General features: G+C 45.7%; 18 protein-coding genes and 1 pseudogene. 10 read left to right on the plus strand and 9 right to left on the minus strand.

What is annotated here, in order from left to right:
* Positions 1–386: 386 nt before the first annotated feature.
* The 3 genes and pseudogenes from mutT to RIC07_RS01790 all read right to left on the minus strand — a co-directional run.
* Positions 387–949: pseudogene (gene mutT / locus RIC07_RS01780) on the minus strand (8-oxo-dGTP diphosphatase MutT); the annotation flags it as partial.
* Positions 950–978: 29 nt separating this feature from the next.
* Complete coding sequence (locus RIC07_RS01785; RefSeq protein WP_446393013.1) at positions 979–1320, minus strand: DUF760 domain-containing protein; 342 nt, start codon at positions 1318–1320, stop codon at positions 979–981.
* 110 nt (positions 1321–1430) lie between these two features.
* Positions 1431–2390: an RNA polymerase sigma factor, RpoD/SigA family gene (locus RIC07_RS01790; RefSeq protein WP_446393014.1), complete on the minus strand. Its 960-nt coding sequence runs from the start codon at positions 2388–2390 to the stop codon at positions 1431–1433.
* Positions 2391–3092: 702 nt separating this feature from the next.
* Between RIC07_RS01790 and RIC07_RS01795 the strand changes: the two genes are divergently transcribed.
* From RIC07_RS01795 to RIC07_RS01810, 4 genes are all read left to right on the plus strand, one after another.
* Positions 3093–3731, plus strand: a complete 639-nt coding sequence (locus RIC07_RS01795; protein ID WP_446393015.1) for a histidine phosphatase family protein — start codon at positions 3093–3095, stop codon at positions 3729–3731.
* 9 nt (positions 3732–3740) lie between these two features.
* Positions 3741–4781, plus strand: coding sequence for a glucokinase (locus RIC07_RS01800; protein ID WP_446393016.1), 1041 nt, complete (start codon positions 3741–3743; stop codon positions 4779–4781).
* 226 nt (positions 4782–5007) lie between these two features.
* Positions 5008–5562 (plus strand): adenylyl-sulfate kinase, encoded by a 555-nt coding sequence (gene cysC / locus RIC07_RS01805; RefSeq protein WP_446374975.1) that lies wholly within the window; start codon positions 5008–5010, stop codon positions 5560–5562.
* Positions 5563–5794: 232 nt separating this feature from the next.
* A complete protein-coding gene (locus tag RIC07_RS01810; RefSeq protein ID WP_446393036.1) occupies positions 5795–6172 on the plus strand; it encodes a DUF423 domain-containing protein in 378 nt (125 codons plus the stop codon).
* 73 nt (positions 6173–6245) lie between these two features.
* Here RIC07_RS01810 and RIC07_RS01815 read toward each other — a convergent pair whose 3' ends face one another.
* The 3 genes from RIC07_RS01815 to iscB all read right to left on the minus strand — a co-directional run bounded on the left by RIC07_RS01815 (position 6246) and on the right by iscB (position 8416).
* A complete protein-coding gene (locus RIC07_RS01815; protein ID WP_446393017.1) occupies positions 6246–6758 on the minus strand; it encodes a hypothetical protein in 513 nt (170 codons plus the stop codon).
* Between the two features lie 178 nt (positions 6759–6936).
* Positions 6937–7086, minus strand: a complete 150-nt coding sequence (locus RIC07_RS01820) for a hypothetical protein (protein ID WP_446393018.1) — start codon at positions 7084–7086, stop codon at positions 6937–6939.
* A complete protein-coding gene (gene iscB / locus RIC07_RS01825; RefSeq protein ID WP_446393019.1) occupies positions 7070–8416 on the minus strand; it encodes an RNA-guided endonuclease IscB in 1347 nt (448 codons plus the stop codon). Before iscB ends, RIC07_RS01820 begins: the two co-directional genes overlap by 17 nt.
* A gap of 709 nt (positions 8417–9125) precedes the next feature.
* Between iscB and RIC07_RS01830 the strand changes: the two genes are divergently transcribed.
* Entirely contained in the window at positions 9126–9302 is a 177-nt protein-coding gene (locus RIC07_RS01830) for a hypothetical protein (RefSeq protein ID WP_446393020.1), read from the plus strand.
* Between the two features lie 52 nt (positions 9303–9354).
* A complete protein-coding gene (locus RIC07_RS01835; RefSeq protein WP_446393021.1) occupies positions 9355–11235 on the plus strand; it encodes a glycoside hydrolase family 10 protein in 1881 nt (626 codons plus the stop codon).
* Positions 11236–11320: 85 nt separating this feature from the next.
* Here RIC07_RS01835 and RIC07_RS01840 read toward each other — a convergent pair whose 3' ends face one another.
* A complete protein-coding gene (locus RIC07_RS01840; protein ID WP_446393022.1) occupies positions 11321–11791 on the minus strand; it encodes a hypothetical protein in 471 nt (156 codons plus the stop codon).
* Positions 11792–12548: 757 nt separating this feature from the next.
* On the opposite strand from RIC07_RS01840, the gene RIC07_RS01845 reads away from it, so the two are divergent.
* Positions 12549–13190 (plus strand): DUF938 domain-containing protein, encoded by a 642-nt coding sequence (locus RIC07_RS01845; RefSeq protein WP_446393023.1) that lies wholly within the window; start codon positions 12549–12551, stop codon positions 13188–13190.
* On the opposite strand, the gene RIC07_RS01850 is transcribed toward RIC07_RS01845, so the two are convergent.
* Complete coding sequence (locus RIC07_RS01850) at positions 13181–13738, minus strand: hypothetical protein (RefSeq protein ID WP_446393024.1); 558 nt, start codon at positions 13736–13738, stop codon at positions 13181–13183. The two genes, RIC07_RS01845 and RIC07_RS01850, sit on opposite strands and share 10 nt — an antisense overlap.
* 955 nt (positions 13739–14693) lie before the next feature.
* Here RIC07_RS01850 and RIC07_RS01855 point away from each other — a divergent pair.
* Together RIC07_RS01855 and RIC07_RS01860 are read left to right on the plus strand one after the other, a co-directional pair.
* A complete protein-coding gene (locus RIC07_RS01855; RefSeq protein WP_006101891.1) occupies positions 14694–14897 on the plus strand; it encodes a hypothetical protein in 204 nt (67 codons plus the stop codon).
* A 147-nt stretch (positions 14898–15044) separates the two neighbouring features.
* Positions 15045–15242, plus strand: coding sequence for a hypothetical protein (locus tag RIC07_RS01860; protein WP_446374963.1), 198 nt, complete (start codon positions 15045–15047; stop codon positions 15240–15242).
* Positions 15243–15594: 352 nt separating this feature from the next.
* Here the strand turns inward: RIC07_RS01860 and RIC07_RS01865 are convergent, their stop codons facing one another.
* Positions 15595–16278 (minus strand): SAM-dependent methyltransferase, encoded by a 684-nt coding sequence (locus tag RIC07_RS01865; protein ID WP_446393025.1) that lies wholly within the window; start codon positions 16276–16278, stop codon positions 15595–15597.
* A 229-nt stretch (positions 16279–16507) separates the two neighbouring features.
* Between RIC07_RS01865 and lepB the strand changes: the two genes are divergently transcribed.
* Positions 16508–17551, plus strand: coding sequence for a signal peptidase I (lepB, locus tag RIC07_RS01870; protein WP_446393026.1), 1044 nt, complete (start codon positions 16508–16510; stop codon positions 17549–17551).
* The last annotated feature ends 111 nt before the right edge of the window (positions 17552–17662 follow it).

Below are 17662 nucleotides of genomic sequence, written 5' to 3' on the forward strand. Positions count from 1 at the left end.
CGGTCGCTTCTTTGATGCTTCAGGTAGCGTTGAGTTGTTTAGCCTAAACGCAATAGATACAAATGCTCCTTTATTGACAGGGACTTCAGGTGTTGCGGTGGATATTAGTCAGGTGTCTTTTCCTAACTTTAATGACCCAAACAATGCTACATTTGATAATTTCAGCTCTAGGTCAGTCTCAGTACCTGAGCCCAATAATTTGTTAAGTCTTCTAGCTGTAGGTGTGATCGTCACGGGTATTAAATTTAAAAAACAAGTCAGCAGTCGTAATGGTTTCGTTGCGAAAAATAAACGATTTAAATCCTAGTCCTAGCTTCACAGTTTTTTGATGAATTAATGGGTTGAGGCATAAAATCACCGTATAACTCGATATGAAGCCATTTTAACTAAGAGTTTGGCTGAGTTTGTCCGGAAGATCTCAATGCTGCAATAATCTGAATATTAGCCTTGGGAAACGGAAACTGGTCAATTTCCTCTAGGGTTACCCAACGGATTTCATCACATTCCAGGGCTTGAGGCACACCTGATAGATGACGAGAGTGATGGACAATCAACGTCACGCGAAAATGGCTATAGGCATGATCAACCGTGATTACGCGATCGCCTACTTCAATCTCAATTCCCAATTCTTCCCGAATTTCCCGCTTAATACAGTCTGCCACAGTTTCATCTGGCTCAATTTTGCCGCCAGGAAACTCCCATAATCCACCCAGTAACCCTTGAGCAGGGCGGCTGTCAATTAAAATTTGTCCTTGGTCATTCCAAATCACGGCAACACCAATGATTTTGTGAGGTAAGGGGGTAGAGGCTTCACGCATGGGTAACTTAGATGCAATACCTAGATTGTACGCCTGACAGTGACCCTGCCAAGGACAATGGGAACAATCGGGTTTTTAGGAGTACAAATAATCGCCCCTAAATCCATTAACGCCTGATTAAAAGTGCCAGGAGGACTTTCTTTTCTTCTGCCTTCTTACTCTAGCCAGCATCTGCGCCGGAGGCATCGGTCTTTTGCAACGATTTTTCAAATGTCATGCGTTGTTCTGCTTTGCGTAGGAAATAACCACTGACCATTGCTGAGGCTAACAAATGTCCTAGATTCTCGCGGCTAGTATTAATAGTGACATCAAAATGGTCTGAAGGAATATTACCCAACAATCCCATCGCATTACGTTCCATGACCTGAAACACATCAGCCGAGGTGGGTTTGGATAAATGGGAAACGGTTTCTGGACTCAATGATTGTACGTACTCCCACAAAAGATTATTGTCTCCATTGCCTTCAAAAAATTCTGGGACGCGATCAGATTGATTGTTCACCGTTTACCTCCGAGCAATAGCTCTATATCTTCCATCTAACTTAACAAGGGATAGGTGGAACCGAACCCATAATATCAGGTTGTCTCACATTACCAATGACATAAGACAAACTAACTCACCGCAATATATTCACGCATATCGGCTTGGCGCTTGCGAAGCTTAGACAGCGCTTCCCGTTCAATTTGGCGGACTCGTTCCCGGCTGATTTTGAGTTGATCGCCAATCTTGGCAAGCGTCATGGGTTGACCATCGACTAGACCAAAGCGTAGCATTAGCACTTCACGTTGCTGCTCGGTTAAATCCGCCATTAACTTCTCCAGATCGACTTGCATAGCTGAATAGGTAGCAAAATCTTCTGGCGAGGGTCCGCTATCTTCGAGCAGTTCTCCTAATTCCGTATCTTGATTATCGCCGACTCGTAGATCTAATGACAGAGGTTGACGGGCTTTTTCCAAGTAGTCCCGCACTTGTTTTGGTGTCAGGTCCAATTCTGTTGCCAATTCCGATATGGTGGCGGCACGCCCTAGCGTCTGGGAGAGTTGGCGCTGGGCTTTTTTGATTTTGTTCAGCTTTTCGGTGATGTGGATCGGTAAGCGAATCGTTCGTCCTTTCTCCGCGATCGCACGGGTAATCGCTTGGCGAATCCACCAGTAGGCGTAGGTAGAGAAACGATACCCTTTGGTCGGGTCAAATTTTTCTACGCCCCGTTGCATCCCAATCGTACCTTCCTGAATTAAGTCCAGCAAGTCTACATTACGCTTGATATATTTCTTGGCGACGGAAACCACCAGACGTAAATTGGCTTCCACCATTTTGCGCTTAGCCGTTTGACCCGCCCTGATGCACGATTGTAACTCGGCTTCCGATAGGGACGAGGCTTTCGCCCACTCACACAGCGTTGGTTCGTAACCTAGTTCTTCAAACAGCGACTCTTTGGTTTGCTCTAAGGCATTTAAACGCTGGACTTGTTTTCCGTATAATATCTCTTGCTCGTGGGTCAACAGGGGTACACGACCAATTTCTTGGAGGTAAGTGCGGACAAGGTCTGTAGAGGTCTGAGCAGTTTTCATAGCGATCGCTATATCTATATTATGAGTGGAGTTCAAGCAACTAAGCTCCTTTTCAGGAGGGTTCACCTCAGGCTGGGGTGAACGCTTCTCTATGAGAGAAATGTTAAGTTTTATTTCAATAGGGGGAAATAGATTGATTAGAAAACTCGAAATGTGTATGACTGGGTGAGTTAAAGCCCCCATCCCTAACCCAGATTTAGAATTGGCTATCTATCCAATTTGTTTTTGCCTCTGCTTATTGCATACGTTATATCTGACACTAGCTAACACTTCGTTAAATATTGTAACATATCTTAATCAAAAGCCGTCCATCTAGAGCTGGGGGAGCGGGGGGAGCTGGGGGAGCGGAGGGAGCAGGGGGAGCTGGGGGAGCTGGGGGAGCTGGGGGAGCTGGGGGAGCTGGGGGAGCTGGGGGAGCTGGGGGAGCAGGGGGAGCTGGGGGAGCTGGGGGAGCTGGGGGAGCAGGGGGAGCTGGGGGAGCTGGGGGAGCTGGGGGAGCTGAGTAAGTTAACTCAAAACTCTACCTTACCTGTTAACTGTTCCCTGTTACACACCGAGCGTGTTACCGAGCGAAGTCGAGGTAAGCCGAGGTGTTCCCTGACGAATGACAAATGACAAATGACAAATGACGAAGGACAAATGACAAATGACAAATGACGAAGGACAAATGACGAAGGACAAATGACGAAGGACAAATGACGAATGACTCAAACCCTCTGGATTGCCCGACATGGAAATCGCCTCGACTTTGTTAACCCTGACTGGTTTAACACAGCAGAACATCCTTATGATCCCCCGTTATCGGACGATGGCGTTGGTCAAGCGCGGGAGTTAGGTCAACGATTACGCGGGGAGACGATTAAGCATATTTTCGCCTCACCGTTTTTGCGAACGGTACAAACCGCCAACCAAATTGCTCAGATTCTGGACTTACCCATTAAGATGGAGGCGGGTTTGAGTGAATGGCTGAATCCGGAATGGATGAGAACAGAGCCAGAACGACTGTCTGTTGAGGAATTACAACAGCGTTTTCCCTGTATTGATTCGGGGTATACCTCCCGCGTCATCCCTCAGTATCCAGAAACAAATGAGAAAGTGCTAGAACGCACCGCTCAAACAGCTCGCCTGCTGACCACAGAATTCGGAGACGATATCTTATTAGTGGGTCATGGTGCTTCAGTCGTCGGTGCGACCTGGGGATTAATTCCGGGTCAACCCGAAGTGAACGCCGCTTTATGCTGTTTAGTCAAACTCGTGCGTCATGAGGAAAAATGGGTGATGGAACTCAATGGGGATACTTCCCACCTGAGTCAAACTGAAGACGTGATTCGATTTCATTAAAGTATAAGAATGACATTAATACTGGCAGGAGATATCGGCGGGACTAAAACAATTTTGCGACTGGTGGAGGATTCAGACTCAGAATCGTTATCGGTTCTCCATGAAGCCCGTTATCCTAGCCGGGATTTCCCAGATTTAGTACCGATCGTCCAAACGTTTCTATCAGAAGCCGGACAGAAGCTTCAGCGGAAACTGACCATTGATAAAGCCTGTTTTGCGATCGCAGGTCCTGTGGTCAACGATACCTCTAACTTGACCAATTTAGCGTGGGTGTTGGACGCTAGACGGTTAGAGGAAGAACTCGCGATCGCTAAAATCACTCTGCTCAATGATTTTGCGGCGGTTGGCTACGGGATTCTCGGTTTAGAGGCGGATGATTTATGTACGCTGCAACAGGTTAATCCTCAATCGGATGCGCCAATTGCCGTCATTGGTGCGGGTACAGGTTTAGGACAAGGATTTCTGATTCAGAACCAGGACAGGTATCAGGTTTTCGCGTCCGAAGGCGGACATGCGGATTTTGCTCCCCGCACTGAACTGGAGTTCCAACTTTTACAATATTTACGCGAGAAGTACGATATTCAGCGCATTTCCGCTGAACGAGTCGTTTCCGGTCAAGGAATTGTCGCCGTTTACCAGTTTTTGCGCGATCGCGAATTTGCCCACGAATCTCCAGATATTGCCCAAGTTGTTAGAACCTGGGAACGGGAAATGGGACGCAGCGAGAAAAGCGTTGATCCGGCGGCGGAGATTTCTAAAGCAGCACTGCAAAAGAGTGACTATCTCAGTGAACAGACTTTAAAAATGTTTGTGGAAGCTTATGGTGCTGAAGCCGGGAATCTAGCACTCAAACTCTTACCCTACGGGGGGTTATATATTGCTGGCGGGATTGCGGCTAAGATTTTGCCCTTGATGCAGGATGGTAGTTTTTTGCGAACCTTTACGGAAAAAGGTCGGGTCAGTCCTCTGCTGGAAAAGGTTCCGGTTCATATTGTGATGAATCCCCAGGTTGGGCTAATTGGTGCAGCAATATGCGCCTCGCGATTGTAAGTTGCTCAAAACGTTTTCGGTTGGGGAGCATGTCACCTTTGTCGGTTGGGTTCTTGAAACAATAGAGTTAAACTATTGTCAACTCCTTGACTCAGGTTAAAATCTAAGTCTGATCATCAAACAAGCTGTTATTCCAGAAAACAGCCGTTTGACGATTAGTGTTTTACCTGAGAAAACAGGATAAATTGTACTTACAGTAGGCTTTAGGATAGCGACAGAAATAATCATGAATCAGCGCGGTGTAACGATATGGTTCACGGGTCTAAGTGGTGCAGGTAAAACCACGATTACCCAAGCCTTAGCCAAAACCTTGCAAGAGAAGGAGTGTAAGCTAGAAGTCTTAGACGGCGACATCGTTCGTCAGAATCTCACCAAAGGCTTGGGCTTTAGCAAAGAAGACCGCGACGAAAACATCCGTCGCATTGGGTTTGTGTCTCACCTACTGACCCGCAATGGTGTAATCGTTTTGGTATCGGCTATCTCGCCCTACCGGGCAATTCGAGATGAGGTACGCCAAAAAGTTGGTGATTTTCTAGAAGTTTACGTGAATGCTCCCCTGGCAACTTGTGAAGGACGAGATGTCAAGGGATTATATAAACGCGCCCGCGCTGGAGAAATTCTTGGGTTTACCGGAATTGATGATCCTTACGAACCGCCACTTAACCCCGAAGTGGAATGCCGTACTGATCAGGAGGAGTTATCTGAGAGTGTCGCCAAAGTTTTGCAAAAGCTGGAAGAATTGGGTTATTTACCCAAGCAACTTGCGGTAGAAGGCGCTTAGAGACTGGAGCGTCAGTCCAGTAATCCCAGTCAGCCCTCTCAGTCAACAGTTAAACCGTGGGGAAGAGGGAAGGTTTTGTGTAGGGGCGGGTTTGACGATTATCGTTTTTTACCTCATCCAAATGTAACTAAACCCGCCCCGACCGAGTAGCATGTTACGTCTGGAATTCCCCTTTTTTCATTGTTCCCCTGCACATCCGTATCCCTGCTCCCCCTTTCCTATGAAACTTATGATGACTCGGATTTTTTTAGGTGTTGCTGCCCTGTTCGGGGGTTTATCTGTCGCCGCCGGAGCTTTTGCTTCTCATGCGTTGAGGGAAAAACTGAGTGAACGGGCGTTGGAAATTTTTGAAACGGGCAGTCGGTATCAAATTTATCATTCCCTAGCCTTGCTCGTCGTGGCATTGCTGCTTTCTCGCGCTGAAACTCCCTCATCTCCCCTCATCGCTGCTGGAATTGCTTTTATTGTAGGAATCGCTATTTTTTCGGGCAGTCTATACGCCCTAAGTTTAAGCGGTATTAAATGGCTGGGTGCGATTACTCCACTGGGGGGAGTCGCCTTGATCCTGGGATGGGGATGTTTAGCGATCGCAGCGTGGAATTTTAAATAATGAACCAGATTTTCAGAATAATTTTGATAGTTATTAAGCCATCTATGACTCTATCACATTCTGTGCTTATTTGTTATCTTCCATGAACGCAAGCCATCTTGTAAGTTTGCTGAAAAGCCCTATGGTGACAACAACATTCCAGCCGCAGGGGATTCGCTGCCCAACTTTTAAAATCAGGGGCTAGTCGAATCATCTTTTGCAAGATTGTATCGTCGATCCACAAAACAAGTGGAAAAGGAAACTGTTTGCGAAACTCTTCACGCACTAGATTAGTCGCACTCAAGACTTGATCAACAGCAACCACCGAATCAAGACCAAAGACAACGACAGCCGGAGGTGGCGGTTCATCCACGGCTGCGCGTATTGCCGTAAACAGAGTATCCACGGAGGGAGGCAGCATCACACCCTGAATAGGAAGTGCAGAGAATTCTTGTAACTGGTTTAATACGGATAGGGGTTGGGGTGAAAACTTGCAGCACACCAAAATCAGGGCAAAATGACCTTGGGACATAATGATTGCTCTGGCAAGCTTTCTCAGGGATTGTTCGTTATTGGCGTTGAAAGCTTGTGCTTCTATATTAGTCATAGGAAGATGCTGACAGTTTTTCCTAATTTGAATGCTTGGATTCTATCTAAGTTTTCCCTAGTAATTATTTGTATTTTTAAATAAAAAATTAATCTAACTTCCTAATTTCTAATAAATGTTAGGGGATGAGTGAGTATGAACCGATAGAGAACAACAAGGTGTCGGTCTCCCAATCCGTTCACTTGTAATAAAACTTAACACTTCCATCCAGTTCAGCTAAACCGCCAGGAGCCTCGCGCCGTACCACCAACTCGGCGTCGAGAGGAATAGCGGGAGAATTTGTGGGGCATTTTGCCCCCGAATTCTCCAAGTTATGCTTGTTGCTCACAGATTCCTCCTCTTCTTTTTAAAGGTTTAACCTTGTTTATTGCCGCAGTTTTGTACTTGGTTTTGCACCCTGGCTCTGGCTTTAAACTGAGGCGAGTTCCCAAATTTTGGACTCCGACAACAGGATAAATGCGTCCCTCAAACAGAACTAAGTCCTTTTGCTTGTAGGGATACCGTTTCTTCTTAATGGAACGGCGTCCAGCACTCACCTTATGACCCCGATGCTGCCTTAAGTTTTCATCGTTGAGATTTGTATTTCTGGTTCGACGACCAGAAGATAACTCACTGCCAGAACGGATTCTTCCATCTCTTTTGTCGCGATACTTGGCGTCGTAAAACTGCTCCAATGACCGCTTGTTACGACGGATCTGTTCGAGCATCAAAGGCTTGAGGACACGGGGCTGAGTCATCCCACCAGCAATGACATAAGCATCATTATGGTGAGATTTTTCTATCTCTAACTCCCGACGCTTCCCTTTGGTGATGTAACCAAAGGTAGCTTGCAAGAGACCCTCATCGGTTAAACGCCACCGCACCATTGTCATGAAGGTTTCCCCTTTGAATGGCTTGAGTGTGGGTTGCCATCCAAATAAGAAACCTTTCTTGCTGTGATTTTTGGAAGTATGACATTTGGTACACAGGGTTATCAAATTTCCGGGTCTATCTGTACGGTCGGGTGGATTCTTCCAGAAGCCCAGGTGATGAACCTGTAAAATAGGGTTATTCGACTTGTTTTTACAGTCTTTATTCTGGCACTTATGCCCATCCCTGTGTAAAATGTATTCCCGCAAATTATCAAAGCCGTACTGTTCCCCATATTGGTATTGTTCCCCTTCTATTGTGGGGTTCTTAATCTTCTGGATGTCAAAGGCTGCGACTTCGATAGTTACAGTCTTAACAGGAAGAATACGGCAGATTTTGCCGATAAGACGGTGGTGAGTATCGAGCTTGTGCTGGATAGAGGGCGCTAACCAACCTTCGTCCCTTTTCCGGTTAGAAAAACGAGGTTGGCGATATCGTAATCGGTTTCGACGGGTACGGCGATACTTGCGCTTCTCGGTAATCCTTTCGGACATCCCTTCCAACATCTTGAGTTCGCCGCCGAGTACCTCTTCTTTCTCGTTAACGGCACTAAAGCCAATGTGTTGATAGCCAGCATCAATCCCTAAGTCCACAGGTTGAGTGTACCCAGAGGAGCCATAAATTAACTGGATAGTGAACGGGTCACGTCCAAAGATTTTGGCTTGACCATTTTTGAGTAACAACCTAGCTTTTCTTGGGGTTGTGGGCATCAAGGGACGCCCGTGTTTGTTAAGAACGTAGACTTTCATAGACCTAACAAGTAGGTTTTCACCTTGCAGTGTGGTTTCCTGCGCCAATGTTCATCGGAGTTTTGAAGCTGAGCGAAGTCGAAGCTTCAACATCGAGCGGAGTCGAGATGTTGATGTTTTCACACTTTCCCTACCCAACAGGAATGTTTAATGAAAACCGCAGGGCGTGAAGCTAGGAAACGGGTTGCCAACCCTGTACTTCACGATGCCTATATATTTCCGATCAACGTAGTATTCCTTGCTTTCGTCGGAATACTGAGGCTAATCACGAAGGACCTAGATTTTTCTCAAGCCCGCGCTGTACCGCTCGTATCGGTCAGCGTTGGATTCGTGACATTTTCTGAGCTAGGGTGGACGTCTCTAGTGCAGCATGGCTCTAAATAGCTGACCAGCTAATCTCCCCAGTTCCCCCGCACCTGGAACCCTCCCACTCCCTCTTGTTTCCCCGTCTTGTCATCCTGAACCTTTCCACTCATTTAACGCCAAGTTTTGTTAACCTGGCTGATGGAGATGAGTTCAGCTGTTTAAGATCCTATATCCCAAAACCTGCTGGGGAAATCATAAGGAAATGGGAGAGATCGGCTAAGATTCCTGACCTCAAGACAATATTACTCATAAAATACACCTTAAATGTGAAATTTTTGGGTAGGTATTGGGAGTACCCCAGCCGAAAAATGTTGAAAAACTTAAAATATTATGCCAATTCGCCATGTCATTGACCGACAATACAGAAATGTTTGTAGCCAAAAATACAAAAAGTTTCGGAGCAACGTTCCCAATCAGTCAGAGTCCCAAAACTCAAAACGACTCTCCCAGTCTTGATCCGACAGCCAATGGCGATAAGTCGCTTTGGCAACCTTTGCCTAACTCAGCCAGTCATTCCTGATCAGGAAGGTGTGTAGCCCGTCAATAGTGATATATCTAGATTTGCTCCTTTTATGAAACAGTTGGTCAAAACCTTATTTACAGCCTTTGCCAATGGGCTAGTTGCTTTTAGCCGTGCTTGTGGGCATCAGGCTTGGTTAATGTTTCTGTTTATGTTGGGCTTGTGCTTAGCCTTATGGCTGCCAACCCTAGCTTACGCTCAAACGCGGCTGAGTGATATCCAAGGAAATTGGGCGCAATCGTGCATTGAACAGTTAGCACAGCAGCAGATTATTCGTGGTTATCCAGATAATCGTTTTCAACCCGATTCTCCCGTCACCCGGGCTGAATTTGCCGCTATGCTGGGTCAAGCCTTTCCGGATGCGCCAGAGATACGCACGGGCGGAAAGTTTGCCGATGTGCCAACTCGACACTGGGCGAGTCAAGCGATTCGCCAAGCCTATCAAACTGGATTTTTAGCGGGTTATCCGGGTGGACTATTCCAACCCAATCAACCGATCCCCCGTGTGCAAGCCTTAGTCTCTTTAGCCAGTGGGTTGAAGTATGTTCCCCAGCAACCTGCCGTTGAAACCTTGACATCAGCATTTGAAGATGCTAATGCGATTCCCAATTATTCCCAAGGCGCGATCGCAGCCGCTGTAGAAAACCAGCTTGTAGTTAATTATCCCAGTGTGCAAACCTTTAACCCGAACCAAAATGCGAGTCGGGCTGAAATTGCCGCTTTTTTGTGCCAAGCGACTCAAACCCCTGAGTTGATCCCCTCCCAGTACATTGCCAAAGTCAAGACTCAAGTTCCCAATTCGGCTCAAGCTGAGTTACGGGGGGTGTGGCTGACGAATATTGATAGCCAAGTCTTATTTTCCACGCAAGGCATTACCGACGCCATTCAACGCTTGGATCAACTCAACTTCAACACCGTCTATCCTACCGTTTGGAATTGGGGCTATACCCTCTACCCTAGTCAAGTGGCTGAACGGGAAATTGGGCGGGCGGTAAGGCTAGTGACTCCTTTGGATGAATCCCTTGATCCCAATCAGGGAACCCAAGGACGAGATATGCTCAAGGAAATCATCCAACAAGCCCATCAAAAGGATATGAGGGTGATTCCCTGGTTTGAATTTGGATTTATGGCACCGGCTGACTCGGAGTTAGCCAAACGTCACCCCGATTGGCTGACGCAAAATCGCCAAGGTGGGAAGATTAAACAAGAAGGAAGTCACGATCGCGTTTGGCTCAATCCCTTTAACCCGGAAGTGCAACAGTTTATCCAGGATTTAGTCGTTGAGTTAGTCAACAACTATGACATTGATGGGATTCAATTCGACGATCATTTCGGCTTGCCCTCTGACTTAGGTTATGATCCCTTGACAATTAAGCTCTATCAACAAGAGCATCAAGGTCAATCCCCTCCTCGTGATCCCAAAGATCCAGAGTGGGTACGTTGGCGGGCGAACAAAATTACCGACTACTTAACCCAACTTTTCCGAGCGATTAAAGCGCAAAAGTCGGATGTGATTATCTCCCTGTCTCCCAATCCTCAAGATTTTTCTTATGAATTCTATCTCGCCGATTGGTATACCTGGGAACGCCGGGGTTTAGTCGAAGAATTGATTGTCCAGATTTATCGGAATGACTTTGATCGGTTTATTGCAGAACTCGAACAGCCGGAAGTCCAGGCGGCGCGGCGTCATATCCCTGTGGGGATCGGGATTTTAGCCGGATTAAAAAATAAGCCAATTTCGTTATCACAAATTCAAAAGCAAGTCGAAGCTGTGCGTCAGCGAGGATTTGCTGGGGTATCATTCTTTTTCTACGAAACCCTGTGGGACAACGCTCCAGAACCCTCACCCCAGCGTCAGGCAGCGTTTCAGGCACTCTTCCCTCTACCTGCGCGATCGCCGGAAATTTCAGCGGATTGGGACGTCTCGGATTAGTTTGAAGCGTCGGGTAGGGTTTGTCGAGGCAGGTAATGGGACTTTCAGCTTATAGCAGCTACCTTGGGCAGGGAAAGGATATTCTTTACTGTTCCCTGTTCCCTGTTCCCTGTTCCCTCGCCGGATCAACATTACTGCTTTCTAATTTAACCACGGAACCAGAAGCATCCGTGCGATAGATCCAGCGGTGTTGCCCCTTGGCAACAGCCACTTGCCATCCAGATACAGGTATCTGCTGACAAGAGGCTTCTGCTTCAGCCAATTCTAGACAATTATCAGACCAGGTATGGGGTTGCACCTCAACCAGGTCGAGTTTCGAGGAAGGCACTCGTGTATGCTCAGAGGCATGTTGCAAAACAATATGACCAATTGCCGTAGATAGCTGAGGATTCGCCTGAGGAGACTGATTCGTCATCCCTTTATTCTTGGGTGATAGATGACCCGCACTAAAGGACAAAATCAGAGTAAAGGCAATGGCTTGAAGAATTAGACGGGGTTGGATGGCATTGTTTTGAAAGGTTGATGTTTCCGAGTTAGTGGGTTTAATCGTTTTCATCACAAATCTTAGATAAGGGGGCTTGAGTTCGGATAGCGTACCAATCGGTAGATCACAGCACCCCAATACCGAGTTAGTCCGGAATCTAGCCGCTTATTCCGGTTGCAGCATTTTAAAATCGATTGCTATAAAATTTTTAACGGGAACAAAGAAATATGTTGTTTGATTGGACGCTACCCAATGGCAACATCTACAGAATCAAGTCAAACATTGTTCTCTTGGCTTAACTCAATCCTTATAGTTTGTCAGTCTAGTCACTCGGCTTGACATAGAATTGGCGTTCCTACAACTTTAAACAGGGTAAGCTGCTAGAGTATAAGGGGTCACAGAAGAGCAGGTATAGTGTTTTGAGCAAGGGGTTCTATGGTTGAGCAAGTGATGAACAAGCTCTTTTTCGCTAGGCTTGAAGTTTATCCCTCAAGCTGGCGTTGTACCGTTCGTATCGGTTAGCGTTTGGTAGATGACTCTTGCTGCGTTTACCCTTAGCTATTCTTAGTCATATATTATTTTAACTGATAAAACAATAAATTTCTAGCCGCCAAAGACCCAGATGCTTATAAACTAACTGTTATCAAGACTACATTCGCGATGACCGCCCAGCCAATTTCTCCGGCAACCTTTGGCTGATCACAGCAAACCTCACCTACAATGATGCCTGTTCAGCCTTACTCATGCGTACTCCTCCCCTGCTCATGAAAGAAATGAGGAACGGGGCAAGTAATAGAAATTAGGTAAGTCTAATCAATAAGCAGAAATTATGAGTACAACGGACGATGCACGGCAATATGCACCTGCGACTCAACGCAACCGCGAACCGATTCTTGAGATTTTACGTCGCGTACTGCCTGCAAAAGGTACAGTTTTAGAAGTTGCTAGTGGCACAGGGGAACATGCTGTTTTCTTTGCCCCACGTCTAAAGCCACGTCAATGGTTGCCTTCTGATGCCAATCCTCTAATGCGTGCCAGTATTGCAGACTGGTCTGCTTACAAACCTGCTGATAATCTTTACCCACCCTTAGATATTGATGTGCAGACACCGAGTTGGTCTGTAGAGAAGGAGTCACCTGTTGATTGGGAAACCTCACCGTTGAAGGCGATAGTCAGCATTAATTTGATTCACATCGCCCCCTGGTCAGCGTGCTTGGGACTGATAGCCGGGGCAAGTCGTCTGCTTCCTCCAGGGGGCGTTCTCTATTTATATGGCCCATTCAAGCGCAATGGACAGCATACTGCTGCCAGTAATGCTGCCTTTGATGCCTCGTTGCAGGCATCCAATCCAGACTGGGGTGTGCGTGACCTTGAGGATATTGTGGCAATCGCCCAAGATCAGCATCTAGTCTTGGATCAAATCTACCCGATGCCTGCGAACAATCTTTCAGTCGTCTTTCATCATACTTGAGTGGTTTGTGTTGCTTTCTCCAAAAGATTGGTACGAATACATCCGCTATACCAAGTCCAGTTTGGTTGAGAGTCTAAGGGATTGTATTGCGCCCAAATCTTGCCGCTATGGGTTTGATAAAAGTCTACAATTTCTGCTGTCGCCTCACCTCCCCAAGGTGCTTTTACTGTAATCGAGTCGCCTTTGTGAAACAGTTCGCCAGCTTCATTTGTCGCTTCTGTCACTGGAGGGGGTGGCGGTTTCTTTTCAACGGATTTGGCAGGGATAGGTTTGGGTTTAATGGCTAGATAGGGTTTCTTTTCTGCCGTTGGAGGATTGGCTAGAGTAGAACTCTGAGTTGACTCGGCTTTTTCTTCTGTTGCTGGAGGATTGGCGGGAGTAGAACTCTGGGTTGACTCCTCAGTTTGAGGAGGATTAACCTCAGTGCTGTCCTGGGTTGATTCCTCAACTGTTTTCGTGGATTCAGATGTCTCTGACGTTTCAGGAACATTCGACGTCAAAGATTCGATATTGGTTTTTTTGCGGCTGGATTTTTTTTTGCGAGCCATAGCAGTCTGGTAGTTGTCAGCTTATTAGAACCTGAATTTTTCTGTAGGGGGTGGGGGTATTACCCCTCATCCCATCCTAGATAAGTTGGGTTAGTGTATATATCTGGGGTGCATCTACATTTACCCCATAATACTCAGAGCTTCAGGAAATTCCATATATTGATCCTCTCGCTTTCCCATATAGGAAGTCGTGGAAAGCAGAGTTCGAGTTATTCCCAGGATTTAAGGATATATCATCGCTGGCGCAGCCTTGCGTGAATGTTCTACTACCGGAACAGAGCAGGAGATTTAGCGATCGCCAATAGATTTGACCTTGGCGTTAGTATAGCATCGCTGTCAGTCCTCGTCTCAGGACGGCGTAATAGCGATATTTGGTATGTCAGTAGCTTCGCTTCACGCGAACGGGCTAAAAGTTAAAATTCGTTTAAATGAGTTTTAGCTTTTAATACAGTAAGCTTTAGCTTACTTTAGCTTTCGGGAGTATCCAAAACATTGGGGTATTGAAATACAAACGTAGTCTCCGGCAAAAAATGAAACGGACTGCTATGGATAACGATTATATGATTTATCAGTCAGTCCCTGCTTCACACTATCGAGTACCAGTTTAGAGTAACTTTTGACTGTACTCTTCATCGTTCGCTTTAATTTATTGGTTCTGTTTTGAATATCATCAATAAAAGCGAAAGTCGTCGGTCACTATGCGATCGCGCCCTCATCCACCCTTAATTGACTGGCTGAAAAAGACCCAATGCCGTTTCCGAAAGAGTTTTTCAGTGCGACAATTGCGGGTTTGAGTGCGACAATCGCTCAACTTGCAGCAAACCGTAGGGACACAGCAGTGCCATACTCGTACAGGTGAGGGAGAGCCTGTGGGCTATATGTAACGGATTGTTCCATTCTATGCAAAAATAAGTCCCGTAGTTCTGTCGTTGTCTCAATCTAAAGGAATTCAATTGTGAATCAATCCCCCAATGAAGGCACAAAAACCTTTTTGTATATTATTGGCATTGCCCTGGGTGTGGGTCTGTTACTCGCAGCATTTGTTTTGTTACTCACGGGACTCGGTGTAATTCAGCAAATTCCATCGGCTGTCGTCTGGGCGATCGTTCTCTTTTCCATTGGTATCGGTATCCTCACCGGTCTCACGATCCGACGGTAAATTAAGCAGGTTGGTGGAAATAAACCGAACTCTCTTACGTTCTGTCACTATTCCTGAAACCTTCACAAATGACATAAGGCGTAGCTTGCTTCTCAAGGGCAGCGAGTTCCCCGCCGTTACCTTTAATTTTGTTCAACTACTTATATTATGAGTCCACCTCCCCCATCTGATACCCTAATTTATGCTTATCTTTTTTCCATTTCTGTCGCTGTTACGATTGTGGTTTATATTTTTAGAGGTGTAGGCATTCTCAGCTTTATTCCAGGAGGTATTTTGTGGCTATTAATTTTTCTGTCTATTGCCACAGGGATTATTTACGGAGTGCAGAAAACCAAGCGGTACTAATACTCAATCAGGGTTAACGCTCCGGATGCGATCGCACTATTCGTTCGTAGTCAGCGCTTTAGCGCCTCCGGAATCCTGAGTCGGTGGGTTTAGTTACATCTGCGTAAAAAAGAAACGATAAGTAGGTGGGGATCGTCATTCGTCATTCGTCATTCGTCATTCGTCATTCGTCATTCGTCATAAGTAGGTTGGTGAAAATAAACTTAACTAGATTAAGTTATGTAAACAAGTCTCAAACCCTTACTGTTCCCTGTTCCCTGTTACACACCGAGCGTGTTACCGAGCGAAGTCGAGGTAAGCCGAGGTGTTCCCTAATCTCCACCGCTAACTTTAATTGTGTCCACCTACTTACTCAAAACTTTCTTATCTGCAACATTTGATGTCCGCCTTGTTGAAATTCATAAGCAACCTGCTTAATTTCCACATTATATCCCTGTGCATTTAACTCCCTGATTACAGGTGATACGTGGGGAGAAACATCTCCCGAAATATCTACCAGCGGAAAAATTCTCACCTCATTTGCCACACGACACAATTCCTGAATCGAAAGCAGGTGAAACGCTTGAGACAATAAGTCAGAATAGCTAAACAGGAAGTGAGAACAAACCGCTAAACTAAATTGATGGGTTGTAAATGGTAAACTAGGCAACTCAGCGTTAATATAGCGTCCTTGTTCAATTCCCATCGATAAATCGCCGATAAATTTTTCCATAGCTGACAGGCGAATTTCTCCCAGTTCTTCCGGTGATCCAATTGTTTGCCACAAATAGTTATCACGATTCGCTTTCACCCCATCAATCACCCTTGGATATACCTCTTGAATGCGTCTTTTGATATCAGTTGCCGAAAACTGATAAATAGGATCACAGGATATAACATTATATCCTTGGCGCGTCATCTCCGCATTAAAGCTAGCCGGTCCCCCCGCACAATCGAGTAGGGTTAATCTAAGTTCATCGGGTTGCAGGTCAAACATTCTGACATATTCGTCTAGCGAACGCCCCCAAGGAATAACGGTTTCGAGTTTAAATCCCATTTTTATTTCTCTGATAAGTAGGAATGACAAAGGATAAAATACTATTTTAACTTTACCGTTTATTTAAACTATAGGCTTTATTTTATAAGTTTCTATAAAGATACTTAAATCAACTTGTCACTCTGCCCGGTTACTCGTTATAGTAAAGCCGCTCTCTTAGACTTTTGTTAAATTCAGCATCTTAACATGGGGTATCTACTGGACTATACCTATATCGCAGGCAAAACTGATGTCTCAATTGCAGCACCCTTCCTCACCGAGTTCAGGAAAAGAACCTTGGCTAGCGGCTAACTTATCCCTATTTTTTCCCGGAATTGGTCAGCTTTATACGGGAAAGATGATCAGAGGGTATAGTTTAATTATCACTCAAGTCGGGTTATATGCTTTAAGTGGATGGTTAATTTTAAGTCAAATCGGCAATATTTTCATCGGAGAAATTCTATTACTCGCTACATTCGCCTTGAGTATTTGGGGAATATTTGATGCGTATGACTGTGCCAAGAAAGCTAATCCACCAAGTTTTGAGAAAATCAGAACCAGTCGAAAAGATCCATGGCTGGCTGTCTTTCTCTCGCGTCTTGTTCCTGGTGCGGGACATCTATATATTAATCGTCTGTGGTTGAGTGTTCTATTCTTTACTTTTTTTGTTACCTCGTTGCTGGTTCAACTCGTGCCGATACTCCTCAAATCTCTGGTTTTGTATCATGTTTATATCGCCTCAAAAGTTCGTCGTGAACGAAATCAGATGCCAATTTTATGTATGGCGCTTGTCTCGATTCTATTTTCTATCATAATTTCTATGCAGATGTTCTTTATTACAACACATATCGCTGATAGTCACGTCATTACCACGAACGAGATGAACCCAACGTTACAAAGCGGCGATCACGTTATTGTGGATAAACAAACCTACCATTTTCGATCCCCCCAACGGCAAGATGTTGTCCTATTTTTACCACCGGAAGCTTTGCAAGACAACCATTTTCGAGAAGCCTTTGTTCAGCGAATTATTGGTTTACCTGGAGAACGGGTAGAGATTCAAAAGGGAATAGTTTATATCAATTCTCAGCCTCTGGAAGAAAACTATCGCCAAGGAGGTTCTCAAGATGCCTTTACTCCCATCACCGTTCCCGCCAATTCTTATTTTGTCTTGGGGGATAACCGGAACCACAGCTATGATAGTGAGGATTGGGGGTTTCTTCCCCGACAGAATATTCTGGGAAAGGTGACCAAACGATTTTTCCCTCCCCAACGAATGGGGATCGTTGACTAATCAGGCATAAAAGTGGCTACAGTACAGGTAGTATGGTCGATAGGTCACAGGCATGTCAAGATTGTAGGTAGAGCAGTTGCGCCAAATCGCACTGTTTCAGAAGCATCTTAC

Source organism: Coleofasciculus sp. E1-EBD-02 (assembly GCF_040218245.1).
Classification (GTDB): Bacteria; Cyanobacteriota; Cyanobacteriia; order Cyanobacteriales; family Coleofasciculaceae; genus Coleofasciculus.